At 61.2% G+C, this 24283-nt stretch carries 18 protein-coding genes, 1 tRNA gene and 2 pseudogenes; 8 read left to right on the forward strand and 13 right to left on the reverse strand.

Going from position 1 to position 24283, the window contains the following annotated elements; genetic code table 11:
* Nucleotides 1–35: 35 nt before the first annotated feature.
* Complete coding sequence (locus KW841_RS14620; RefSeq protein WP_218477283.1) at nucleotides 36–1208, reverse strand: hypothetical protein; 1173 nt, start codon at nucleotides 1206–1208, stop codon at nucleotides 36–38.
* Nucleotides 1209–1298: 90 nt separating this feature from the next.
* The gene (locus KW841_RS14625) at nucleotides 1299–2717 is read right to left on the reverse strand and encodes a short-chain fatty acid transporter (RefSeq protein ID WP_102701506.1); all 1419 of its coding nucleotides are present in this window, start codon (nucleotides 2715–2717) and stop codon (nucleotides 1299–1301) included.
* A gap of 200 nt (nucleotides 2718–2917) precedes the next feature.
* On the opposite strand from KW841_RS14625, the gene KW841_RS14630 reads away from it, so the two are divergent.
* The 5 genes and pseudogenes from KW841_RS14630 (at nucleotide 2918) to ddlA (ending at nucleotide 7576) form a co-directional block, all read left to right on the forward strand.
* A complete protein-coding gene (locus tag KW841_RS14630; RefSeq protein ID WP_218477285.1) occupies nucleotides 2918–4231 on the forward strand; it encodes an MFS transporter in 1314 nt (437 codons plus the stop codon).
* A gap of 207 nt (nucleotides 4232–4438) precedes the next feature.
* A pseudogene (locus KW841_RS30055) lies at nucleotides 4439–5074 on the forward strand (PAS domain-containing protein); the annotation flags it as partial.
* Nucleotides 5075–5227: 153 nt separating this feature from the next.
* A pseudogene (locus KW841_RS30060) lies at nucleotides 5228–5665 on the forward strand (methyl-accepting chemotaxis protein); the annotation flags it as partial.
* Between the two features lie 169 nt (nucleotides 5666–5834).
* The gene (locus KW841_RS14640; RefSeq protein ID WP_007973913.1) at nucleotides 5835–6434 is read left to right on the forward strand and encodes a flavin reductase family protein; all 600 of its coding nucleotides are present in this window, start codon (nucleotides 5835–5837) and stop codon (nucleotides 6432–6434) included.
* Between the two features lie 47 nt (nucleotides 6435–6481).
* Nucleotides 6482–7576 (forward strand): D-alanine--D-alanine ligase, encoded by a 1095-nt coding sequence (gene ddlA, locus KW841_RS14645; protein WP_218477289.1) that lies wholly within the window; start codon nucleotides 6482–6484, stop codon nucleotides 7574–7576.
* Between the two features lie 366 nt (nucleotides 7577–7942).
* Here the strand turns inward: ddlA and ggt are convergent, their stop codons facing one another.
* Nucleotides 7943–9775 carry a gamma-glutamyltransferase gene (ggt, locus tag KW841_RS14650; RefSeq protein WP_218477291.1) on the reverse strand — a complete coding sequence of 611 codons (1833 nt, stop codon included), beginning with the start codon at nucleotides 9773–9775 and terminating at the stop codon, nucleotides 7943–7945.
* 167 nt (nucleotides 9776–9942) lie between these two features.
* Here ggt and KW841_RS14655 point away from each other — a divergent pair, with 167 nt between their 5' ends.
* Entirely contained in the window at nucleotides 9943–11055 is a 1113-nt protein-coding gene (locus tag KW841_RS14655; protein ID WP_218477293.1) for a DUF2817 domain-containing protein, read from the forward strand.
* 155 nt (nucleotides 11056–11210) lie between these two features.
* On the opposite strand, the gene KW841_RS14660 is transcribed toward KW841_RS14655, so the two are convergent.
* The 6 genes from KW841_RS14660 to KW841_RS14685 all read right to left on the reverse strand — a co-directional run bounded on the left by KW841_RS14660 (nucleotide 11211) and on the right by KW841_RS14685 (nucleotide 16824).
* Nucleotides 11211–11287 (reverse strand) — tRNA-Met (locus KW841_RS14660).
* 87 nt (nucleotides 11288–11374) lie between these two features.
* Nucleotides 11375–12829 (reverse strand): amidase, encoded by a 1455-nt coding sequence (locus tag KW841_RS14665; RefSeq protein WP_218477295.1) that lies wholly within the window; start codon nucleotides 12827–12829, stop codon nucleotides 11375–11377.
* A gap of 60 nt (nucleotides 12830–12889) precedes the next feature.
* Nucleotides 12890–13936 carry an extracellular solute-binding protein gene (locus KW841_RS14670; protein ID WP_116581224.1) on the reverse strand — a complete coding sequence of 349 codons (1047 nt, stop codon included), beginning with the start codon at nucleotides 13934–13936 and terminating at the stop codon, nucleotides 12890–12892.
* A gap of 27 nt (nucleotides 13937–13963) precedes the next feature.
* Complete coding sequence (locus KW841_RS14675) at nucleotides 13964–14770, reverse strand: ABC transporter permease (protein ID WP_007981818.1); 807 nt, start codon at nucleotides 14768–14770, stop codon at nucleotides 13964–13966.
* A complete protein-coding gene (locus KW841_RS14680; protein WP_007973904.1) occupies nucleotides 14770–15690 on the reverse strand; it encodes an ABC transporter permease in 921 nt (306 codons plus the stop codon). Before KW841_RS14680 ends, KW841_RS14675 begins: the two co-directional genes overlap by 1 nt.
* A gap of 15 nt (nucleotides 15691–15705) precedes the next feature.
* Entirely contained in the window at nucleotides 15706–16824 is a 1119-nt protein-coding gene (locus KW841_RS14685) for an ABC transporter ATP-binding protein (RefSeq protein WP_218477297.1), read from the reverse strand.
* Nucleotides 16825–17049: 225 nt separating this feature from the next.
* Here KW841_RS14685 and KW841_RS14690 point away from each other — a divergent pair, with 225 nt between their 5' ends.
* Entirely contained in the window at nucleotides 17050–17955 is a 906-nt protein-coding gene (locus KW841_RS14690) for a LysR substrate-binding domain-containing protein (RefSeq protein ID WP_218477299.1), read from the forward strand.
* A 15-nt stretch (nucleotides 17956–17970) separates the two neighbouring features.
* Here KW841_RS14690 and KW841_RS14695 read toward each other — a convergent pair whose 3' ends face one another.
* On the reverse strand, nucleotides 17971–20028 hold the full coding sequence (locus KW841_RS14695; RefSeq protein WP_218477301.1) for a methyl-accepting chemotaxis protein: 2058 nt from the start codon (nucleotides 20026–20028) through the stop codon (nucleotides 17971–17973).
* Between the two features lie 333 nt (nucleotides 20029–20361).
* Between KW841_RS14695 and KW841_RS14700 the strand changes: the two genes are divergently transcribed.
* On the forward strand, nucleotides 20362–21579 hold the full coding sequence (locus KW841_RS14700) for an MFS transporter (RefSeq protein WP_095965584.1): 1218 nt from the start codon (nucleotides 20362–20364) through the stop codon (nucleotides 21577–21579).
* A 170-nt stretch (nucleotides 21580–21749) separates the two neighbouring features.
* Here KW841_RS14700 and ychF read toward each other — a convergent pair whose 3' ends face one another.
* The 3 genes from ychF to KW841_RS14715 all read right to left on the reverse strand — a co-directional run bounded on the left by ychF (nucleotide 21750) and on the right by KW841_RS14715 (nucleotide 24226).
* The gene (ychF, locus tag KW841_RS14705; RefSeq protein WP_218477322.1) at nucleotides 21750–22850 is read right to left on the reverse strand and encodes a redox-regulated ATPase YchF; all 1101 of its coding nucleotides are present in this window, start codon (nucleotides 22848–22850) and stop codon (nucleotides 21750–21752) included.
* Nucleotides 22851–22872: 22 nt separating this feature from the next.
* A complete protein-coding gene (gene pth / locus KW841_RS14710; RefSeq protein WP_007973893.1) occupies nucleotides 22873–23457 on the reverse strand; it encodes an aminoacyl-tRNA hydrolase in 585 nt (194 codons plus the stop codon).
* A 169-nt stretch (nucleotides 23458–23626) separates the two neighbouring features.
* Nucleotides 23627–24226, reverse strand: a complete 600-nt coding sequence (locus KW841_RS14715; protein ID WP_007973891.1) for a 50S ribosomal protein L25/general stress protein Ctc — start codon at nucleotides 24224–24226, stop codon at nucleotides 23627–23629.
* Nucleotides 24227–24283: the final 57 nt, after the last annotated feature.

Raw genomic sequence — 24283 nt, forward strand, 5'->3', positions numbered from 1 at the left:
TGTCAAAACTGACAGATGGACTGCCGATAGTCGGTTTATAGCGGTGGTGCGGGCAGGGCGGTGGCCGGAGCGGGTGCCTTGAGCTGTTTGAGCTGCAACTGGATCGCTGCTGTCGAGCATTTGGCCGCCGCCTGTCCCGGCGTCAGGTTGCGAATCGAGGTGTAGAACAGCGCGCAGGTTTTATCCTTCTCGGCCACTTGCCAGGTTTGTGTGCAGGTTTTCAGCTCGATATCGGCATTGCTGTCCGGCTGGCGGCCCATGACGGCCTGCCAGCAGGCGGCACTCAAATCCTGGCCCATGACTTTCAGCCCCGCCGCATCGGCCTTGGCCTTGGCATCGTTGCCGGTATAGCTTGCCGGATCGGCGGCATACCAGATGTAGCTTGGGTGGTTGGAGCCCAGCACCCGCACTTTCACCCCGTCACTCGGGCTGATCGTCGCCAGCCCCAGCACATTCACGGTCGCCCCGTATTGTTGCTTGATCCAGTTACGCACCGGTGAGCCGAAGGCGACCATCGGCAATGTTTCACCGCTGGCGTGCAGGCTGAGGTTCCTGACCATGGTGGTCTGGTACTCGTTGAAGTAGCTGTAGACGCCCTCCAGGTCCTTGCCGGCGTTGGAGGGGGCGGCGATAGGGGCGATGTCGATGATGGTCTGAAAGGCCGGCGTCTGCTCGACCGGGATGCCATTGACGGTGAGCAGCGAGGCCCAACGATCCGTGGTGGCGGACTTCAGGTAATCCTGGGCCTGGGTCAACGAATAGTCGGGCGGGAAGTGCAGCAACTCGACACTTTTGCGGTTCTCCAGGGCCATGCCCAGCGGCAGGAACAGGTACCAGCTGTACGCCCACTTGCCGTCGGCATTCAGTTTGCTGGCGCCGTTATAGGCCAGGTCACCGGCATCGAGCAGCGCTGCCAACGGTTTTTCATAGCCATTGGGCACGCCGATGATTTCCGCGTGGAGCTGACCGTTATCGGTTTTGACCAGAACCTTCGCGTCGCCGTAGCCATCGCGCTGCACGCTCTGGGTCAGGTAATGCTCGACGGTTTGCTCGAGCGTCCAGTTGCGAAAGCAGATCACGTTGCAATTGTTGGGGTAGGCGAAGAGGCGGGTAACGCGTTCGGTCGTGCCCAGCTTCAAATTGACATCGGCGTGGGCGGTGGTGCTTAGGGTGAAGGCTGCGAGGGTGAGTGCCGCAAGTTTGAACATGCTCAGATCCTTTTCAGCGTATTAGACCAGCAGATACTGAAACCGACGGGCGGAACACAAGGGGCCGATCAAGGCCGGCCCCTTTCTGGGTTACGGCATGACTGGCGGCAAATACGCCAGCGTCGTCCCCAGTGCCCATAACAACACTAGCACCAGTGGCGTGTGTACCAGCAACTGCACGAACGAGAAACCGATCAGGTCCCGCGCCTTCAGCCCCAGCACGCCCAGCAATGGCAGCATGTAGAAGGGGTTGATCAGGTTCGGCAAGGCTTCGGCGGCGTTGTAGATCTGTACCGCCCATCCCAGGTGATAGTTCAGGTCATTGGCCACCTGCATCACGTACGGCGCTTCGATGATCCACTTGCCGCCACCGGACGGAATGAAGAAACCGAGGATCGCCGAGTACACACCCATCAGCAGGGCATAGGTGTCGTGGGAGGCAATGCTGACGAAGAAGGTCGAGATGTGATGCGCCAGGGTCTGCGCATCGGCGCCCTTGACCGTGGTCATCAGTGCCGCGATCGAGCCATACAGCGGGAACTGGATCAACACCCCGGTGGTGGTCGGCACCGCACGGGACACGGCATCCAGAAAGCTGCGAGGGCGCCAGTGCAGCAGGGCACCGAGCATGATGAACAGGAAGTTGTAGGTGTTCAGCCCGGAAATCGCACTGATGGCCGGTTTGGTCGAAAACTCATGGAACAACCACCCGGCCGCCAGCAACACCAGCAGAATCGTCAGCAGCGGGCTGTGTTCCAGCCATTCGCCGGGGCGGGTGCGTGGTTGCAGCGGTGGCAGGTTGAAACTCGGGTCGACGCCACAGGCCTTGGCGTCACGCGCCGAATTCGGGCCGGGGGCGGTGGCGTAGGCGATGATCAGCGAAATCACGATCAAGGCCAGCAACATCACGCCGGACTGCCAGAGAAAGATCGTCTGGGTGAATGGAATCACCCCGGTGATCGACAGAATCGAGGGCGGCAGGCTACCCGGGTTGGCCTGCAATTGAGCGGCCGATGACGACAGGCCCAGGGCCCACACGGCACCGAGCCCCAGGTAGGCGGCGGCACCGGCGGCACGGTAATCCATTTTCAGATCGGTGCGGCGGGCGAGGGCGCGCACCAGTAATCCGCCGAACACCAGGGACAAGCCCCAGTTCAGCAGCGAGGCGACCATCGAGATCAGCGCGACCCAGGCCACGGCAGAGCGGCCGTTTTTCGGGATTTTCGCCAGGCGGTCAATCAGTTTCACCGCCGGCGGTGAACTGGCGACCACATAACCGCCGATCACCACGAAGGCCATCTGCATGGTGAAGGGGATCAGGCTCCAGAAGCCATCGCCGAAGGCCATGGCGGCGTCGGTGGGCTTGGCGCCCATGGCCATGGTGGCCACCGCGACGATAATCACCGCCAGGGCAGCAAACACCCAGGAGTCGGGGAACCAGCGTTCGGCAAAACTTGAACAGCGCAGGGCAAAGCGGGCGGAGCGGCTATCTTCGATATCAGCGGCCACGGGAGTACCTCGAATTTTTATGTTTGTTGTGGTCTTCGGGGCAGTAACCGCCCGTCTGGACAGACGCCAACATTAATTCAAGCCGTGGATTTTTGCGGGGCTGATTTGTGGCTATGGGACTTTGGTCTAGCGGGTTGTCCGCCAGCGCGTTTGCGTAGACCATGGGCGCCTTGGTTTTTGCCTGTGCCAGAGTTCTTTACATGACTGCCAACACCGATTCGCGCCCGGCGCCGTTCAGCCGCTCGGACTACAAGACCCTGGGGCTTGCCGCCCTCGGCGGGGCGCTGGAAATCTACGACTTCATCATTTTCGTGTTTTTCGCCCTGACCCTCAGCCAGTTGTTCTTCCCGCCGGAAATGCCCGAGTGGCTGCGCCTGCTGCAAAGCTTCGGGATTTTCGTCACCGGTTACCTGGCGCGACCTTTGGGCGGCATCCTGATGGCGCACTTCGCCGATCGCCTGGGGCGCAAGAAAGTCTTCAGCCTGAGCATCCTGATGATGGCATTGCCCTGCCTGCTGATCGGGATCATGCCGACCTATGCGCAAATCGGTTATTTCGCCCCCTTGTTGCTACTGGTCCTGCGCGTTCTCCAGGGCGCGGCGGTGGGCGGCGAAGTGCCGAGTGCCTGGGTTTTCGTCGCCGAGCATGCGCCGATCGGTCACCGGGGTTATGCCCTGGGGTTCCTGCAGGCGGGGCTGACGTTCGGCTATCTGATCGGTGCATTGACCGCGACCTTCCTGGCGCAGGCCTTCACTCAGGCGGAAATTCTCGATTACGCCTGGCGTTACCCCTTCCTGCTCGGCGGCGTGTTTGGAGTGATCGGCGTCTGGCTGCGTCGCTGGCTCAGCGAAACCCCGGTGTTCATGGCCATGCAGGCGCAGCGCGAGGCGGCCGGTGAACTGCCGCTACGCACGGTCCTGCGTGAGCATCGACTGGCCATTTTGCCGGCGATGATTCTCACCTGTGTGCTGACCTCGGCCGTGGTGGTTTTCGTGGTCATTACCCCGACCATGATGCAGAAAACCTTTGGCATGACCGCCAGCCATACCTTCGCCTTGAGCGCACTGGGCATCGTGTTCCTGAACATCGGCTGCGTGCTCGCCGGGCTGCTGGTCGACCGCATTGGCGCCTGGCGCACGGTGATGTTCTATAGCCTGCTGCTGCCGTTGGGCATCGGTGTGCTTTACAGCTGCCTGATCATGGGCGGTGACTGGATCGGCCTGGCCTACGCCGTGGCAGGGCTGGCCTGCGGGGTGGTCGGCGCGGTGCCATCGGTGATGGTCAGCCTGTTCCCGGCGCGGATTCGTGTCTCGGGCATCTCGTTCACCTACAACATTGCCTACGCCGCGTGGGCGAGCATCACACCGCTGTTGCTGATCGGCCTGATGCCGTGGAGTCCGTGGATCTGCGTGATGTTCAGTGCGGTAATGGGCGCGGTGGGCGTGGGCAGTGCGGCGTACTTCGGTGTGCGGATGCCCAGAATTGCTGGCTGTTCTGCCGCTGGCGCGCATTGATCGGGCGCGTCGTCACTATTTTTGTAGGACAAACCTGAATCACGCTTAAGAAAATGTTTCCAAGGCCGATGGTTAGGCTGCATATCGCTTTCCATCCCTGTCCATCGGTGCTTTCCCATGTTCAATAAACGCTTGAAGCAGGAGCTGTCGGCTCTTCGTGAAGAACTCTCCAGCCTCCAGCAAGTGAAGGAAAGTCTGGAAAGCGAGATGCTGGTGCTGACCCTCGACAGCGATGGACGTGTCCAGTCGGTCAATCAGAACTTCCTCGGCGAAATGCATTACAAGAGCGGCGACCTGATCGGCCGGCACATCGACGACCTCGTCCCGGAACACGTGAAATTCGACGAATTCCAGCAGCGCTTCAAGAACGCACTGACCCGTGGCGAGCACTTCGCCGGTGCGGTACGGCTGTTGCGCGGCACGGGGCAGGAAGCCTGGTTGCGTTCGATCCTGCAGCCAGTGCGCTCGGCGGACGGTCGGATCAAGTGTTTCTCGATCTTCTCCAGCGACCTGACTCGCACCATCGAGGCGTCTCGCGAACACGAGAACCTGATCGGTGCGCTGGTGCGCTCCACGGCGGTGATTGAATTCGACCTCAACGGCAACGTGCTGACCGCCAACGACCGCTTCCTCAGTGGCATGGGTTACAGCCTGGCGCAGATCAAGGGCAAGCATCACCGCACCTTTTGCCTGCCGGAGGATTACAACAGTGCCGAGTACCAGAACTTCTGGCGTCGCCTGAATGCGGGTGAGTACGTGGCCGACCGTTTCAAGCGTGTCGACAGCCATGGTCGTGCGGTCTGGCTGGAGGCGTCCTACAACCCGGTGGTCGATGCCAACAATAAGCTCTACAAAGTGGTGAAGTTCGCCACGGTGATTACCGATCAGGTCAATCAGGAACACGCCGTCGCCGAAGCCGCCAACATTGCCTACAGCACCTCGCAGCAAACCGACCAAAGTGCCCAGCGCGGCAACGCCGTGGTGACCCAGGCCGTGGACGTGATGCGTGACCTGGCCAAACACATGCAAACCGCCGGCGACGGCATCGAAGCCTTGAACGAGCAATCGCTGGTGATCGGTACCATCGTCAAAACCATCAGCGGCATTGCCGAACAGACCAACCTGCTGGCGCTCAACGCGGCCATCGAAGCGGCGCGTGCGGGCGAGCAGGGCCGCGGCTTCGCCGTGGTGGCGGATGAAGTCCGGCAACTGGCGTCGCGCACCAGCCAGGCCACCGACGAGATCGTCCTCGTGGTGCGGCAGAACCAGGACATGGCGCGCAACGCCGTGGCCTTGATGACCGATGGCAAACTCCAGGCCGAACAGGGCCTGGCACTGGCGGCGGAAGCGGGCACGGTGATTGTCGAGATCCAGGACGGCGCCCAGAAAGTGGTCAATGCGGTGGGGCAGTTTGCCAATCAACTCACTAACTGACCTGCGATCAGCTCTTGGTGGGAGCGGGCTTGCTCCGGGCGGCGTTCCGACGAAAGCGGTGTGTCATTCAACGCAACTGTTACTGAACTGACGCTTTCGCGAGCAAGCCCGCTCCCACAGGGTTACGTGGGCGCTACAATCGGCTCCTTTCCCCCAGGAGCAGACTTCCATGAGCGCTTCCCACCGCCGTCCGGTTCCCTTGTCCAAGGCTTATCGTCTGCTCAATCATGGCCCGACCGTGCTGGTCAGCGCCGCCCACGATGGCCGGCGCAATATCATGGCGGCAGCCTGGGCCATGCCGCTGGATTTCGAACCACCGAAAATTGCCGTGGTGCTGGATAAGTCCACCTGGACTCGCCAGTTGCTGGAAGCCTCGGGCACTTTTGTGCTGAATGTTCCTTGCGCTGCCCAGGCTGACATTGTGCAGACCGTCGGCTCGACCTCCGGCCTGGAATTGACCCAGGGCCAGGGGCGCGACAAGTTCGAGACCTACGATTTGCAGACTTTCACCGGTGAATCGGTCGATGCGCCGATGCTCGAGGGCTGCGTGGCCTGGCTGGAATGTCGCCTGTTGCCGGAGCCGAACAACCACCAGCAATACGATCTGTTCCTGGCCGAAGTGATTGCCGCCCAGGCCGACGAGCGCGTGTTCAGCGAAGGGCGTTGGCACTTCGAAGGGCAAGACGCCTTGCGCACCTTGCACCACGTGGCGGGCGGGCACTTCCTGACCATTGGCGAGCCGGTGGACGGCAAGACCTTGCAGCCGTAAGGTTTCGACTATTCAGGTTGTAAGCACATTCACCAGGAGGCCAGGCGATGAGAAAGCTGCGTGTAGGGATAATCTTTGGCGGGCGCTCGGCAGAGCACGAAGTGTCGTTGCAATCGGCGAAGAATATCGTCGACGCTCTCGATCGTTCTCGCTTCGAGCCGGTGCTGATCGGCATCGACAAACAAGGCCACTGGCACCTCAACGACCCTTCCAACTTTTTGCTGAATCAGGAAAACCCGGCGCTGATCGCCCTCAATCAGTCCAATCGCGAGCTGGCCGTGGTGCCCGGAAAAGCCAGCCAGCAACTGGTGGAAACCAGCAGTCAGGAAATGCTTGGCCATGTCGATGTGATCTTCCCGATCGTCCACGGCACCCTCGGCGAAGACGGTTGCCTGCAAGGTTTGCTGCGCATGGCCGATCTGCCGTTTGTCGGCTCCGATGTGCTCGGCTCGGCCGTGTGCATGGACAAGGACATCAGCAAGCGTCTGCTGCGTGATGCCGGCCTGGCCGTGACGCCGTTCGTGACATTGACCCGCGCCTCGGCGGCACGCACCGGGTTTGCCGAGGTTCAGTCCCGGCTCGGTTTGCCGCTGTTCGTCAAGCCGGCGAACCAGGGCTCTTCCGTGGGCGTGAGCAAGGTTACCGACGAGGCCGAATACAGCGCAGCGGTGGAGCTGGCGTTGAGTTTCGATACCAAGGTGTTGATCGAGTCTGCGGTCAGCGGCCGCGAGATTGAATGCGCAGTGCTCGGCAATGAAGAGGCGATCGCCAGTGGTTGCGGCGAGATTGTGGTGCGCAGCGGGTTCTATTCCTACGACAGTAAATACATCGACGACACGGCCGCTGAAGTCGTGGTGCCGGCCAATATCAGCGTCGAGGCCAGCGAACGCATTCGCGCCCTGGCCGTCGAGGCGTTCCAGATCCTGGGCTGCTCCGGCCTGGCCCGTGTCGATGTGTTCCTGACTGACAGTGGCGAAGTGCTGATCAACGAAATCAACTCGCTGCCCGGCTTCACCCGCATCAGCATGTACCCGAAGTTGTGGCAGGCCACCGGCATGACCTACAGCGAGCTGGTGACGCGGTTGATCGAACTGGCGCTGGAGAAACATCAGGTTCGGCAGGGGTTGAAGATCAGTCGTTGAGTGCGCTGCTCTCGCATTCCTGGGGAATTGTAGGAGCGGCCGGTTGACGCTCGATTGCTGGCGATGGACGCAAGTGCGCCACGTTTATCCAGTTCACCCGCGTCATCGTTAACGACCATCGCTGGCAAGCCAGCTCCCACAGGGGGCCATGCCCACGCTGAAACTGTAGGAGCCAGCTTGCTGGCGATGGACGCAAGTGCGCCGCGTTTATCCGGTTTACACGCGTCATCGTTAACCACCATCGCTGGCAAGCCAGCTCCCACAGGAGACCGCGTCCGAGTCGAAAGTGAAGTGAGCTCCATACCAGTGAAGGCCCCAAAAAAGGGCCTGCTCACTGGCAGGCCTTTCATCATTCCAGCGCGTGACTCAATCTCCCAACGCCTGCCCCTCGCGCCGTGGGTCGGCACCTCCCGTCAGTGATGCTTTGCCCTGAGCGTCCTTGACCCGAACAATCGCTTGGGTGCCGCTGGTCATGTCGATTTCGCTCACGCTGTGCCCTTTGTCTTTCAGCGCCTGAATCAGCGCGGGGCTGAACTGGCCCTGTTCCAGTTCGGTCGGGCCGTTGCGGCTGCCGAAGTTGGGCAGGTTGATGGCCGCTTGCGCATCGAGATTCCAGTCGAGCAGACCGATGGTGGATTTGGCCACGTATTCGATGATTTGCGAGCCGCCGGGGGAGCCGACAGTGGCGAGGAATTCGCCACTCTGGCGGTCGAAGATCAGGGTCGGCGCCATGGACGAGCGCGGGCGTTTGCCGGGTTCGACGCGGTTGGCGACTTTCTGCCCGTTTTCCTCGGGGATGAACGAGAAGTCGGTCATTTCGTTATTGAGCATGAAACCCTGAACCATGATGTGCGAGCCAAACGCCGATTCGATGGTGGTGGTCATCGACACGGCGCCGCCTGCGTCATCGACGGCCACCACTTGCGAGGTGGAAATCCGCAGCGGCGAACGGTCCGGCGCATAGGCCACCTGGATGCCCGGCGGCGTGCCGGGTTTGGCCGTGCCCATGCTGCGTTCGCCGATCAGGGCGGCGCGGCTGGCAAGGTAGGCCGGGTCGACCAGGCCTTTGACCGGCACGGGCACGAAGTCGCTATCGGCCAGGTACTGCGCGCGGTCAGCGTAGGCCAGGCGTTCGGCTTCAGAGATAAGGTGCACGGCTTGCGGGTCGGGTTCGCTGCCGGCCGGGGCTGTGGTCTTGACCGGTTTCAGCGGTGCCAGCGCCAGGCGCTTGTCGCGAGCTTCCAGGGCTTGCAGCGTACCGAGGATCTGCGCCACGGCGATCCCGCCCGACGACGGTGGCGGCATGCCGCAGACTCGCCAGCGTTTGTAGTCGGTACACAGCGGTGCGCGTTCCTTGGCCTGATAGTTGGCGAGATCGGTCAGGGACAGGCTGCCGGGGTTGGCGTGGCCCTGGACCTTGGCGGCGATTTCCTCGGCGACCGGGCCTTTGTACAGGGCATCCGGACCTTCGTGGGCGATGCGTTTGAACACGGCGGCCAGTGCCGGGTTCTTCAGGTGGGTGCCAACGGCTTTCGGGCTGCCATCGGCATTACGGAAGTAAGCCATCATTTCCGGAGAGCGTGGCATGGACGAATCTGCGGCGATCAGCTGGTGCAGGCGCGGTGAAATGGCAAAGCCTTGCTCGGCGAGCCGGATGGCCGGTTCAAACAGCTGCGCCCAGGGCAGGCGTCCGTGTTTTTGATGGGCCAGTTCGAGGGCACGCAGTACGCCGGGCGTGCCCACCGAGCGGCCGCCAATCTGCGCCTGGGTAAAGCCCATCGGTTGTCCATTGGCTTGCAGGAAAAGTTTTTCGGTGGCACCGGCCGGGGCGGTTTCACGGCCGTCGTAGGTGCGCACGGCTTTGCCATCCCAAAGTACGATCAATGCGCCGCCACCGATGCCCGAAGACTGTGGCTCGACCAGCGTCAACACCGCTTGCATCGCAATCGCGGCATCAATGGCCGAACCGCCCCGGCGCAGCATCTCCCGCCCGGCTTCGGTCGCCAGCGGGTTGGCCGCCGCTGCCATGAATTTCTCGGCGTGTTGAGTTTTCAGGTCGGTGCGAAAACCCGAAGCGCTTTCCGGGGCGAGCGGCAACATCGGCACCGAAGCGTTGTTGCACGCGGCCAGGGTCAAGGCACTGACAATCAGTGCCAGGGCAGGCAGGCGATGGCGGCGCAAAGCGAAGGTTGAAAACACGTGGGGTACTCCGTCCGTTGGATCTACGATCTGTGGACTTTATCGGCCGACCGGGAGGGACGCAAACCGGGGTCCCATGGCGCTGACGTTTTTGTCCTTCATCAATGGCAGGAATTTCTGTAGGGTCGTTGCCATCAGGCAGGCCAGAAAATCAACAAGAGGCAGACATGCACACCGAGTTCCCAACCCAGCCCGGCTATCGCACCCAGCGTGAACAGTTCCTGGCCGCAGCGGCTGCCGCAGGCGCAACCCTGACTGAATATCCACATCCGCTCAAAGGTCCGTTCGGTGAATCGTTGAGTACCGATGTGGCGGTGTTGGGTGATCCGGGCGCCAAGCGTCTGTTGGTTGCGCTGAGCGGCACTCACGGGGTTGAGGGCTTCTATGGCTCGGGCTGCCAGATCAAATGGCTGCAGGAGTTGGGCAAGCGCTCCCTGCCAACGGATGTGGCCGTGGTCATGATCCATGCCATCAACCCCTGGGGCATGGCGTGGTTGCGCCGGGTCAACGAAGACAACATCGACCTGAACCGCAATCACCTGGATTTCCAGCGCCCGCTGCCGGACAACCAGGCCTATAACGCCCTGCATGAAATCTATGCCTGCCCACAGTTGCACGGCCCCGAGCGTGAGCGTGCCGATGCCTTGCTCGACGAGCAGATTCGCCTGCATGGCTGGCCGGCGGTGATGTCGATTGTCGAGGGCGGTCAGCATGCTCACCCCGATGGCCTGTTCTATGGCGGGCTGGCGCCGAGCTGGTCGAACCGCACGCTGCACCGGATCGTGCAACAGCACGTGGCCCATGCCGAAGTGGCCATGTGTTTTGACTTGCACACCGGTGCGGGTGAATACGGTCATCCGATGTTGCTGACCATCACCGAGTCCGCCTATCCGGCGCTGCCGGATGCGCAGGCGATTTACGGCCCGTGGCTCTACAGCCTGCAAACCGGCGCCGATACCCTGAGCGAAACCGGCGTGGCGGCGACGGCCACCGGCTACACCTCGCAGGCGTTGATCGATGCGCTGCCGCTGGTGCGCTTGATGCCTTTTGTCATCGAGTGCGGAACGTATCCGGGGCCGGACGTTCACCGCCATTTGCGCGATGACCACTGGCTGCATCTGTATGGCAATCCGGGTGACGCAACAGGGCGCGGGATCAAGTTGAATCTGCTGGAACAGTTCTATCCGGCCGATAGCGATTGGCAGTCGATGGTCTGGTTGCGCACGTGGCAGATCTGGGAGCGGGCGTTGTCGGTATTGCCGACATTGCCGACATTGTAGGAGCGAGCTTGCTCGCGATGGACTCAAGAGCGCCGCGTTTAACCAGTAAGCACGCGTTATCGTTAACGTCCATCGCGAGCAAGCTCGCTCCTACAGGGATATAAAAACGAGGCATAAAAAAACGGCCTACCTTTCGGTAAGCCGTTTTTAGTACTTGGTGGCTACACAGGGACTTGAACCCCGGACCCCAGCATTATGAATGCTATGCTCTAACCAACTGAGCTATGTAGCCAAGTGGCGCGCATTATTCACCGGTAACGGGGATGCGTCAAGCATAAATCTAAAATATTTCTCTGCGCTTTCAACCGTTTATCAAAATCTACCTTCCAAGCAGGGGTGAAGGGCAGCGCTGGAACCAGCGGCTGGCCTGTTCGTACGCGTGCGCCAATTGCAGTACAGCGAAGTCGGCCTGGTGTCTGCCGATGATTTGCAGGCCCATCGGCAGGCCGCTGGCGTTGAAGCCGACCTGTACGTTGGCCACCGGGCAGCCGGACAAGGTGCCGGGAATCACCACCTCCATCCAGCGGTGATAGGTGTCCATGCTCACGCCTTCAATGGAAGCGGGCCACGCTTGGTTCTTGTCGAACGGGAAGACCTGGGCGCTGGGCAACAGCAGGTAGTCGTATTGTTCGAACAGCCTGGAGATCGCCCGATACCAGTCGCTGCGCGTCACTGACGCGGCAAACACGTCGCTGGCCGAGAGTTTCAGGCCGTTTTCCACTTCCCAGCAGGCTTCCGGTTTCAACAGCGCACGCTTTTGCGGGTCGGCATAGGTTGCGCCCAACGAGCCGGCGATCATCCAGTGGCGCAAGGTTCGCCAACTGCTCCACAGCTTCTCTGGCGCGAATTCGGATTGAACCGGTTCAATGTGGCAACCCAGGCTTTCGAAGTCGGAAAAGGCCTTTTCGCACAGCGAGAGGATGCCTTTTTCCATCGGCAGGTAGCCGTTGAAGTCGCCGAGCCAGCCCAGTCGAGTACCTTTGAAATCGCGATCCAGCGGCGCCGTAAAGGCACTGCCGGACTCGGCAATCGACAATGGCGCCCGCGCATCGGCCCCGGCCTGCACCGACAACAGCAAAGCGGCATCGCGCACGCTGCGCGCCATGGGGCCTTCGTAGCCGAGTTGGTCGATAAACAGGTCGGCACTGTCATCGAAGGGCACGCGGCCCTGGGACGGACGGAAGCCGAAGATGTTGTTGAACGCGGCCGGATTGCGCAGCGAACCCATCATGTCGCTGCCATCGGCCACCGGCACCAGGTGCATGGCCAGTGCCGCCGCTGCGCCGCCGCTGCTGCCGCCAGCGGTTTTGCTCGGGTCGTAGGCGCAACCGGTCGCGCCGAACAGCGGGTTATAGCTTTGCGAGCCAAGGCCGAATTCCGGGGTGTTGCTCTTGCCGATGATGATCGCGCCGGCGCCCTTGATCCGCTCGACCATGATGCCGTCGCGTTCGGGGATGAAGTCCTTGTACAGCGGCGAACCCAGGGTGGTGCGGATGCCGCGCGTCAGAGACAGATCCTTGATTGCATGGGGCAGCCCGTGCATCCAGCCACGGTATTGACCGCGGGCCAGCTCGGCATCACGGACATCCGCCTGGGCCAGCAGGTCCTCAGGCGCTTGCAGGCTCACCAGCGCATTGACCTGCGGATTGAAGCGTTCGATATGGGCAAGATAAGTCTGCATCACTTCCCGGCAGGAAACCTGGCGCAGGCGGATGCGTTCGGCGAGCTCATGGGCCTGCAACAGGACCAGTTCGCTGATGTTATTGGAGTTCATTGCAAGCGGCCTTTCAGACGGCTGGAAAAACGCCCCGCCTTTGCGTCGGGGCGGTGGAGATCAGCGCATCAGGTTGGTCCAGAGACGGTCGGCCAGGCGGATCGCGCCTTCGCCGCAGGTCTTGCTGAACACCACCGGTGTGCCTTCGGGAATGTGCAGTTCCGGCGCGTCCTTGAGGCCCGCGTCGAGGAACGGCTCTACCCCCTTGATCGGGCTCTGGTGCTTGAGGAAGTTCTGGGTCATCGCCGCGTTTTCAGGCTGGCTGAGGAACGCGATGAATGCCTTGGCGTTCGCCGGGTTCTTGCTGCCGGTCGGGATGACCATGTTGTCGACCCAGGCCAGTACGCCTTCTTTCGGGTACAGGTATTTCAGGCTCGGTTTCATTTCCCGGGCGCGCATCGACGAGCCGCCCCAGAAGGTCGACATGTCGATTTCACCGGATGCCAGGTTTTCGCGGATCGAGCCAGCCTTGGAGCTGTAGGTTTTGACGAAGGGTTTCTGCGCCTTGAGCAGGGTCAGGATCTGCTGCATCTGCTTCGGATCTTCACTGCATAGCGGAATGTTCAGGTACAGGCTGGCCATGTCCACCACGTCACTGACCGAATCGAACATGTTGATTCGCCCTTGCAGCTCGGCCGGTGGCTCGTAAAGCACCTTGAGGCTGTCGGCAGGGCCTTTGTAGCGCTCGGTATTGATCACCACGCTGGTGGTGCCCCAGATGAACGGTACGGAATAGGCACCTTCCGGGTCCCAGGTCGGCTTTTTCAGGTTGTCGACGACGCCGGCGTAGTAAGGTTCGTTGACCGGATCGAAACGCTCCAGCAGTTTTTCCTTGATCAGGATCGGAATGAACTGGTGGGAAGGGATCGCCACGTCATAACCGGCGCCGCCCTGTTTCAATTTGGCCAGCAGGGTTTCGTTGGAGTCGTAGGAGTCGACGGTGACTTCAATGCCGGTCTGCTTCTGGAATTTGGCGAGAATTTCCGGCGAAAAGTAACCGCTCCAGCTCACCACGTTGAGTTTTTCCGCGGCCTGAACACTGCCGGCCATGGTCAGCGGCAAGGTCAGGAACAACGAGGCGCCGATGCTTTTAATCCACTTGCTCATGCTATTTCCCCACAGTACGTAGAAGGTTCAGGATTTCTTTTTGCCCAGCAGATAGGAAAGGGTTACGAACAGCACCGAGACGCCCAGGATCAGGGTCGACACGGCGTTGACGTCGGGTGTCACGCCCATGCGCAAGAGGCCGAAGATGAAGATCGGCAAGGTCGTGGTGCCGGCCTGGGAGACCATCATCGAGATCACGAAGTTATCCAGCGAGACGATGAAGGCCAGCATCAGCCCGGAGAAAATCCCCGGCATCAGCAGCGGCAACGTGACCTTGCGAAAGGTCCGCCACGGGCCGGCGTAGAGGTCGGCCGAGGCCTGTTCCAGGGACAGGTCCATGTCGTTCAGACGGGCGCGGATCGGCAGAAAGGCAAACGGAATACAGAACACCGTGTGCGCGATGATCAGGTTGCCGTAGCCCAGGGACAGGCCGATGGTGGAAAACAGCGCCAGGGTGGCGACGCCGACCACGATTTCCGGCAGTACCAGAGGCAACATGATCGCGCCCATGGACAATTGCAGCCCTTTGAATTTCGCACCCCGTGAAGTGCCCAAGGCGGCGAGGGTGGCGATGGCCGTGGCGACCATGCTGGCGCAGACCGCGATCAACAGGCTGTTGCCGGCCGCCTGGCGCAGGGCCTGGTTGGCGAAGGCCGCGCGATACCAGTCGAGGCTGAAGCCGGTCCACACCGTGGCCGACTGGTTGGCGTTGAACGAGAACACCACCAGCACGACGATCGGCGCGTAGAGGTACAGGTAGAACAGGAAACTGAATCCGCCGAAGCCGGGGAAGTCCTGCACGCCCAGCGTATTGCGTTTGAACAGGCCGATCATCACGCACCTCCTTTGGCGATGCGCTGGCGTTCGGCACGCAAGGCATAAACCGTCAGTACCAACATCACCGCGGCCATCAGCACCAGTGAAAGCGCCGCGCCGAACGGCCAGTTACGTGCATCGCTGAACTGCCGGAAAATCAGGTTGCCGAGCATCATCCGCGTGCCGCCGCCGAGCAGTTCCGGGGCGATCATCGCGCCCAGGCAAGGCACGAAGGTGAGGATGGCGCCGGCGATGATTCCCGGTTTGGCGATGGGCAACACCACTTTGCGCAAGGTCCGGACGCGCCCTGCATAGAGGTCCTGAGCGGCCTCGAGCAGGCGGGTATCCATCTTCTCCAGCGTGGCGTAGATCGGCAGCACGACGAAGGGCGCATAGGTGTAGACCAGCCCCAGCAGCACCGCGCCGTCGGTGTAGAGCAGTTGCAATGGCTGGTCGATGACCCCGAGGCCCATCAGGCTGTTGTTGATAACACCGGTGTTGCGCAGCAGCAGAATCCAGGCGTAGGTGCGGATCAACAGGTTGGCCCAGAACGGCACGGTGATCAGGAAGATCAGCAAGCCACGGCGATGGGCTGGTTGCATGGCCAGCCATACAGCCACCGGAAAACCGATCAGCAGGGTAATGACGGTGGTCAGCCCGGCGATGCCGATGGAACGCAGGGCGATGATCAGATAGGAGTCGGCAAACGCCAGGCTGTCATCCAGTTGTCGCTCGAACAGCAGCGAGGTGTAGGCGTCGCTGCTGAAGACCTTGTTCACCCCGCCATAGGGGTTGGCTTCCATCAGCGAGTAACCGATGACGATCAGGATCGGCACGATCAGAAACAGGCCGATGGCAATCAGCGCGGGGCTGACACCGAGAAAACTCTGGAAGGCCCGCCGACGTTCCAGCGTGTTGGCAATCGGTAATGCGTGCATGGCAATTCCTCGTGCTCAATCGTGCAGGACGCTGGCGCTGCCCTGGTCGAACAACAGACCGGCCAGGCTGCCGACGGCGAAGCGTTTGCTCTGGTCGACGCAGTTGGGGGTGCGCACGGTGAGGCGCGAACCGTCGCTCAGGCTGACCTGGTATTGCAGGTCGGTGCCGAGGTAGATCTGCGCTTCGATCCGACACGGCAGAGCGTTGCCCGTGCTGGCAGGCACCAGATGCAAACGCTCGGGGCGCACGGACAGTGCGACGTTGGCGCCGACTCGCACATCGCTGCACGGCTGTGCGGGCAGCGGATGACCGGCCGGGCCGGCGAACCAGGCCAGGCCGTCTTCGACGCGGGTGACCGTGCCTTCGATGAAGTTGGTTTCACCGATGAAGTCGGCGACAAAGCGGTTGCGCGGGCGTTCGTAGATGTCTTCCGGACGACCGACCTGCTGCACTTCGCCTTCGGACAACACGGCGATGCGGTCGGACATGGTCAGCGCTTCTTCCTGGTCGTGGGTGACGAAGATGAAGGTGATGCCGGTGCGCGCCTGAATGGTTTTCAGCTCTTCGCGCATGGCCTGGCGCAGCTTGAGATCGAGGGCCGAGAGTGGTTCGTCGAGCAGCAAGACTTTGGGATGCGGCGCCAAGGCACGAGCGAGGGCGACGCGCTGCTGCTGACCGCCGGACAGTTGCGCCGGCTTGCGGTTGGCAAAGCGCTCCATCTGCACCAGGGCGAGCATCTCGCGCACCCGTTCGGCCATCTGCGTTTTATTCAGGATCTTGCCCATCGGGTGGGATTCAAGACCGAAGGCCAGGTTCTCGGCGATGGTCATGTGCGGGAACAGCGCGTAATGCTGAAACACCGTGTTGACCGGGCGCTGGAACGGCGGGCGGTCGGCGATGTTTTCGCCGTAGAGCAGAATCTCGCCTTCGGTAGGGAATTCGAACCCGGCGATCATCCGCAGGAGCGTGGTCTTGCCGCAGCCCGAAGGGCCGAGGAGGGTGAAGAACTCGTTGTCGCGAATGTCCAGGTCGATGCTTTTGAGCGCCACCGGGCCAGTCTTTGGATCGCCGTAAACCTTACGCACTGAGCGGATGGACACCGCCAGCGTTTGCAGCGAATGCAGGGCATTCATGCGTTACCTCCGATTCCCCCATCGTCCGCGAGTGCTGTAGTCAGCCGGGCCGTCGGACCATGGATATTATTTTTCTGGGCAGGATCGAGATTGCGTTCGAGTGTTGTAACCAGCTGTTTTTTTGTTTTGCTGTGGCTGGATTATCAGTGAGGGGTTGCGGGGGCGAAACTTCAATTTTAACATAGGGGCTGTTAAAAAATTTAACAGCAGAAGGCGTTCAGAACCATGCCTGACCAGCGTTTGCCACCCCTCAACGCGGTGCGTGCCTTTGATGCAGCGGCGCGCTTGGGCAGCTATGTCGAAGCCTCCAAAGCCCTGCACGTGACCCAGCCGGCCATCGGCCGCCATGTGAAGTTGCTGGAAGACTGGCTGGGCATCCAACTGTTCGAGCGCACCTCTCGCGGGGTCAACCTGACGGCGGCGGGGCAGAAGTACCACCGCAAGATCACCGCCGCCTTGCAGTTGATCATCGAAGCCGGAAAAGAGGCGCAGCCCAAACACGCCGAGCGCTGGCTGCGCATCATGGTGGTGCCAGGGTTCGCCAAGCGCTGGCTGATGCCGCGCATCGAGGCCATGCGTCACCTGCGCCCGGGTTTGAAGTTCGCCATCGAACCCAATTCGACCTTCACCGAAGTGGATGGCAAAAGCGCTGATCTGGGCATTGTCTACGGGGTGGACGGCCAATATGCCCACTCCCGCACCAGCCTGATTTGCCCTCGGGTGTTTCCGATCTGTTCCCCTGAATATCTGGCCAGCGTCGAGCCCATTGGCAGCCCCGCGGACCTGGTGAAACACAACCTGATCCACGTCGATGACGGCGAGTGGTGGAACCTGTGGTTCGCCGCCAACGACCTCGACATCCACCTCAATTCGGACATGCTCTACGTCAACAATGACCATGCGCTGTCAGTGGCCGAGAGCGGGCAGGGCATTGCGCTGGCCAACGAAGTGCTGGTGCGCGAGGAGCTCAATACCGGCAAGTTGGTGCGGGTGGTGGACGCGCAAGTGAAGCTGGAAAGCTATCGGGTACTCACGCCGTCCGCCGAGCTGTCGGCGGACGTGGCGTGGTTTATCGACTGGCTCAAGACCGAGTTGGAGCAGGACTTCCCGGAAGCGGTGATCCGCGCCTGAGCAGGGCTGCCGGACTCAACTCAAGCGGAAGCGCCCGGTGTTGTCGCTTAACGCTTTGCTGCCCTGACTCAGGGTATCCGCTGCCTGGTTCACCGCGCGGGCACCTTCGAGCAAACGTAGCGCTGCCTGATCGACTTGCTGGATATTGCCGCTGACCTCGTCGGCGGTACTGGCCTGCTCTTCCACCGCCGTGGCGATTTGCGCAAGAGTATCGGTGACACTCTGTACTGCACTGGCGATTTCCCCGAGCCGTACGCCAAGGCCGGTGACCGCTTGTGCATCACTCTCTGCCTGAGTGCACGCGGCCTCCATCAGGTTGACGGCCTCATTCACGGTGTGACGCAGGCTGTCGACCGTGCCGGCAATCTGTGCGGTCGACGATTGAGTGCGCTGTGACAGGCTGCGTACTTCATCGGCCACCACCGCAAAGCCACGCCCTTGTTCGCCCGCCCGCGCCGCCTCGATGGCGGCGTTGAGTGCCAGCAGGTTGGTCTGCTCGGCGACGCCGCGAATGGTGTCGACCACCAGTTGAATCTGCTGTCCTTGCTCGCTGACCCGGCCCAGTGCCGCCGCGGTTTCGTTCAGGCGTTGGTTGAGCTGCTGGATGCTCGCGGTGGTGCGCTGGCTGTCGCGGCTGCTGTCGGCGGCAATGCGCCGGGTGTGCTGGGCGCTGCCGGACGCCTGTTCGCAACTGTGGGCGACCCCTTGTGAAGTAGCGGCCAGTTGCGTCGCCGCCGCGGCAATCTGACTGATCTGCAACTGCTGGGCTTCGACTTCGCCCAAGGCGTCACTGGAGTGATGGTTGAGGCTTTGCACCGCGTGGCTCAGTTGCAAGGTTTCATGATCCACGCCTTGCAGGCTGGTGCGCAGTTGCACCACGGCGACGTTCAGCGCGGTGCTGATGACCGCCAGTTCGTCCCGTCCCTGAACCGGAACTTGCAGGCTCAGATTGCCATCGCGCAGAGCCTCGGCCAGTACCGTGATGCCGCTGGCGCTGCGGCGGATCGAAGCCTGCAAGCAGATGAACAGATACAGCGCAGCCAACAGCAGGCAGCCGAACACGGCGGCCACCACAATGAACTGGCGGATCGCCGAGCCGTGGTAGTAATCCAGGCGTTGATCCAGCGATACCAGCGACTGCTGGCGCAACGAGGCGAGGTCAGAGAGCAGGGCGTCGAGACTGCGTTCGAAGTCCTCCGGCTTGAGATTGATGCTGCCGCCGAACACGCCGTCATCCAGCACCTTCAGGCCTGAGTCCAGGCGCTTGAGGCTGTCGTGGTATTGCCCGGCCCAGGTTTGCAGGGCGCTGGGCAAGCGCGCTTCGAGCAGGCCAGCGGTTTTCACCAGCTGCTCCCGTGCATCGCCGATGCGGCTGCGCAGGTCGCGCAGTTGCAGGCGGCTTTGCAGGGTGAACTGCCCGGACACTACCGACGCCTGGCCCACCGCCGCCAGGCGACCGACTCGTTCGATCAGGTCGGGTGCGTGTTGGGTGGAGATCTGCGTCAGCAAATAGGTTTCCAGCCACGGTGCCAGTGTCAGCCGATTGTCCATGGCGATCTGCTCGCGTAAGGCTTGCAGGGCGCTCAGGGCGTTGGTGAAACGATCGTAGCCATCCGGCCACCAGCCGACGCTGCTCAGGCTTTTCGAGTCGAGGCCATCGAGGGCGGCTTGCAGGGCCTGATAACGGCTCAGTGTTTCGCTCTCGGCAGCTTCTTTTTGCAGGGCATTGCCCAGTTCGGCAGTGGCCTGGCTGACGGCGGGTTGGACCGCATCGAAGGCGGCCATCGCGGCGAGGGTGGCCGGTGTCGGCTGGCGATTGGTTTCCGTGGCGCGCCAGCGGGCGGCGCGATCACGCTGGGCGGCGAGCAGATCATCCAGTGCATCAAGGGCCAGCAGTTGCCGCACCCCGGCACGTTCGCCGGAGATCAGGCTGAGTTTGTCGCGATAGTCCTGGCCGATCATCCACAGGCTGCCGGCCAGCGGCAGGATAAACAGCAGAAACAACAGCTGGAATTTGCGCGCAAAGCCAAAACGCCCCAGCAACCCGATCCCCGGTGATAAAAAAGCCTGCATGCCCCAAGACTCCCATGGACACCACGCACCATTGGCGTGCGTCGGAGGTTGTTGCACCGCCGACTCGTGCCCTCTAAAAAGGCCTCGAAAGTTCACCCTTGTCCGCTCTGTAGGCCGACTCTGTGGCGAAACTTCCCATTGTCGGTCTCCTTTGTAAGGAGGCCGCGTTCAAGCCGACAAAGAAGGCAAGATTCAGACCATGGCGTTGCGCCATCAATGTTGTGGCGATGAAAATCGAGGTCGTTAGCAGGCTAAGGGGATGGCGTTGCCGTACTGAAAAATGGCACATTGGCGCACCTGCCCGTTTGTACCTCCTGTTGTCTGGAAATTCCCATGGCTATCAGCAACGCCCAGACCGGCTCAGTGCCGGCGTCCGCTACGCCCCAAAGCAGCCCCCTGGTGATGCGCATCATCGGCGCGGTGGCGCTGGCGCATTTGATCAACGACCTGATCCAGTCGGTGCTGCCGTCGATCTACCCGATGCTCAAGGCCAGCTATGGCCTGACCTTCACTCAGGTCGGCCTGATCACCCTGACGTTCCAGTTGACGGCCTCGCTGTTGCAGCCGTGGGTGGGTTACTACACCGATCGCCATCCCAAGCCGTGGCTGCTGCCGGCAGGTACGGTGTGCACCCTGGTCGGCATTCTGATGATGTCGGTGGTTGGCAGCTTCCCGCTGATTTTGCTGGCGGCGGGCTTGATCGGCATCGGTTCTTCGACCTTCCACCCCGAAGCATCCCGCGTGGCGCGCCTGGCTTCGGGCGGGCGCTTCGGGCTGGCGCAATCGACCTTCCAGGTCGGCGGTAACGCAGGCTCGGCGTTCGGCCCGTTACTGGCGGCAGCGATCATCATTCCCTACGGTCAAGGGCACGTGGCCTGGTTCGGCTTGTTCGCGGTGTTTGCGTTGTTCGTGCTGTACCGGATCAGCCGCTGGTACGCCAACCACTTGAACCTGTTCAAGCTCAAGCAAGGTCAGGCAGCGACTCACGGCCTGTCCAAGGGCCGAGTGACCAGTGCGCTGGTGGTGCTCGGGCTGCTGGTGTTCTCCAAGTATTTCTACATGGCCAGCCTCACCAGCTATTTCACCTTCTACCTGATCGAGAAGTTCGACCTGTCGGTCGCCAGTTCGCAGTTGCACCTGTTTCTGTTCCTTGGTGCGGTAGCGGCGGGGACGTTCTTTGGCGGGCCGATCGGCGACAGGATCGGGCGTAAGGCAGTGATCTGGTTCTCGATCCTCGGCGTTGCACCGTTCACCTTGTTGCTGCCCCATGTCGACCTGTTCTGGACCAGCATCCTGAGCGTCGTCATCGGCTTCATCCTCGCCTCGGCATTCTCGGCCATCGTGGTGTACGCCCAGGAACTGGTGCCGGGCAATGTCGGGATGATCGCCGGGGTGTTCTTCGGTTTGATGTTCGGTTTCGGCGGGATTGGCGCGGCGTTGCTGGGGCACCTGGCGGATATTCACGGCATCGAATACGTGTACTACCTGTGTTCGTTCCTGCCGTTGTTCGGGGTGTTGGCGATCTTCCTGCCTCGGACCAAAAAGGCCTGACTCGACACAAATCCCCTGTGGGAGCGAGCTTGCTCGCGATGACGGAGTGTCAGTCAGTATCTTTGTTGGCTGACACACCGCTATCGCGAGCAAGCTCGCTCCCACAGAAAAGCAAAAACAAGGCACAAAAAAGCCGCGTATCAAACGCGGCTTTTTCTTGGGCGTGTGGCTTACACGTTGAAGCGGAAGTGCATCACGTCGCCGTCCTTGACGATGTAGTCCTTGCCTTCCAGACGCCATTTACCGGCTTCCTTGGTGCCGGCTTCGCCCTTGTACTGGATGAAGTCGTTGTAGGCGATCACTTCGGCGCGGATGAAGCCTTTCTCGAAGTCGGTGTGGATCACGCCAGCGGCTTGTGGTGCGGTGGCACCGACGCGTACGGTCCAGGCGCGGACTTCTTCGACACCGGCGGTGAAGTAGGTCTGCAGGTGCAGCATTTCGTAGCCGGCGCGGATCACGCGGTTCAGACCTGGCTCTTCGAGGCCCAGGGCTTCGAGGAACATGTCTTTCTCTTCGCCGTCATCGAGCTCGGCGATTTCCGCTTCGATCTTGTTGCACACCGGTACAACCACGGCGCCTTCTTCTTCGGCGATGGCCTTGACCACGTCCAGGTGCGGGTTGTTCTCGAAACCGTCTTCAGCGACGTTGGCGATGTACATGACCGGCTTGGTGGTCAGCAGGTGGAAGCCCTTGATCACCGCTTTTTCGTCGGTGCTCATGGTCTTCATCAGGCTGCGTGCAGGCTTGCCGAGGGTGAAGTGAGCAATCAGTTGCTCCAGCAGGCCTTTCTGGACCACGGCGTCCTTGTCACCACCCTTGGCGTTGCGCGCGACTTTCTGCAGTTGCTTTTCGCAGCTGTCGAGGTCGGCGAAGATCAGTTCCAGGTCGATGATTTCGATGTCGCGTTTCGGGTCGACGCTGTTGGAGACGTGAATCACGTTCTCGTCTTCGAAGCAGCGGACCACGTGGGCGATGGCATCGGTTTCACGGATGTTGGCCAAAAACTTGTTGCCCAGGCCTTCACCTTTCGACGCGCCGGCAACCAGGCCCGCGATGTCGACGAATTCCATGGTGGTCGGCAGGATGCGCTTTGGATTGACGATGGCCGCCAGGGCTTCCAGACGAGGATCCGGCATCGGCACGATACCGCTGTTCGGTTCGATGGTGCAGAAGGGGAAGTTCTCGGCCGCGATCCCGGATTTGGTCAGGGCGTTGAACAGGGTGGACTTGCCGACGTTAGGCAGACCGACGATGCCGCAATTGAATCCCATGGTGTTTTCCCCGAGGAGTGAGTCAGGCCTTCTGGCTGTGCAGGTTTTTCATCGCGCGGTTCCATTCCCCGGCGAGGATATCCGGCAGCACGCCGAGGGCAAAGTCGATGCTGGCATCGAGTTTTTCCTGTTCGGCGCGTGGCGCACGACCCAGGACGAAATTTGAAACCATACTGGCAACGCCCGGGTGGCCAATGCCAAGCCGCAAGCGGTGAAAGGTATTCTGATTGCCCAGTTGCGCAATGATGTCGCGCAACCCGTTGTGACCGCCGTGGCCGCCGCCTACTTTGAGCTTGGCAACGCCGGGAGGCAGATCGAGTTCGTCGTGCGCCACGAGGATTTCTTCAGGCTTGATGCGGAAGAAACCGGCGAGTGCCGCCACGGCCTGGCCGCTGCGGTTCATGTACGTGGTGGGAATCAGCAGACGAACATCCTGACCTTGGTGCGAATAGCGCCCGGTCAGGCCGAAATATTTGCGGTCCGCCACAAGGTTCACGCCTTGTGCGTTCGCGATGCGCTCAACAAAAAGGGCCCCTGCGTTATGCCGGGTCTGTTCGTATTCAGCGCCTGGATTTCCCAGGCCAACGATCAGTTTGATGGCAGTCACGATAGGGGCCCTTCATTGGAGTGGTGGATAACATCGCCGCAATCAGGGAAAGCGGCGAAAGTGGACGAAAATTGCTCATTTACCATGATGTAAACTCCGCGTTCTCGCCCGCTTTCTCGCTATGCTCTAGTCCGCGATGTTTCCGGTCACTCCGGCGTACAGAGTAAAATTACTCTGCAGCGCCTTCTGCAGCTTCTGGAGCAACACGTGGAGCGTGGACGTTGGCAACAGCCTTGTCATCGCCGTGTGCCAGGGCCACGAACTCAACGCCTTTAGGCGCCTTGAGGTCCGACAGGTGAATGATCGAACCGATTTCAGCGTTAGCCAGGTCGACTTCGATGAACTCAGGCAGATCTTTCGGCAGGCAGGAAACTTCGATCTCGGCAACAACGTGCGAGATTTCGCCGCCTTTCTTGGTCGGTGCTTCTTCGTTGATGAAGTGCACTGGAACGATCGCGGTCAGTTTCTGGCCAGCGACTACGCGTACGAAGTCAGCGTGCATCACGTGGCCTTTGGCCGGGTGACGCTGCAGGGCTTTGATCACGACGTTCTGCTTGGTGCCACCAACGTTCAGCTCGATGATGTGGCTGTAAGCCGCTTCGTTTTCGAGCAGTTTGGCAACTTCTTTGGCCAGCATGCTGATGGATTCAGGGGCTTTGTCGCCACCGTAAACTACAGCTGGAACCAGGCTTGCGAGACGACGCAGGCGGCGGCTCGCACCTTTCCCCAGGTCGGAACGCACTTCAGCATTCAGAGTAAAATCGTTCATGTTGTATCTCCAAAATAACCACACTCGCCCCAGCGTTTGCGACCAGCGCTAAAGGCG

Origin of the sequence: Pseudomonas sp. PDM28 (genome assembly GCF_019219115.1) — a bacterium.
GTDB classification, from domain to species: Bacteria; Pseudomonadota; Gammaproteobacteria; order Pseudomonadales; family Pseudomonadaceae; genus Aquipseudomonas; species Aquipseudomonas laurylsulfatiphila.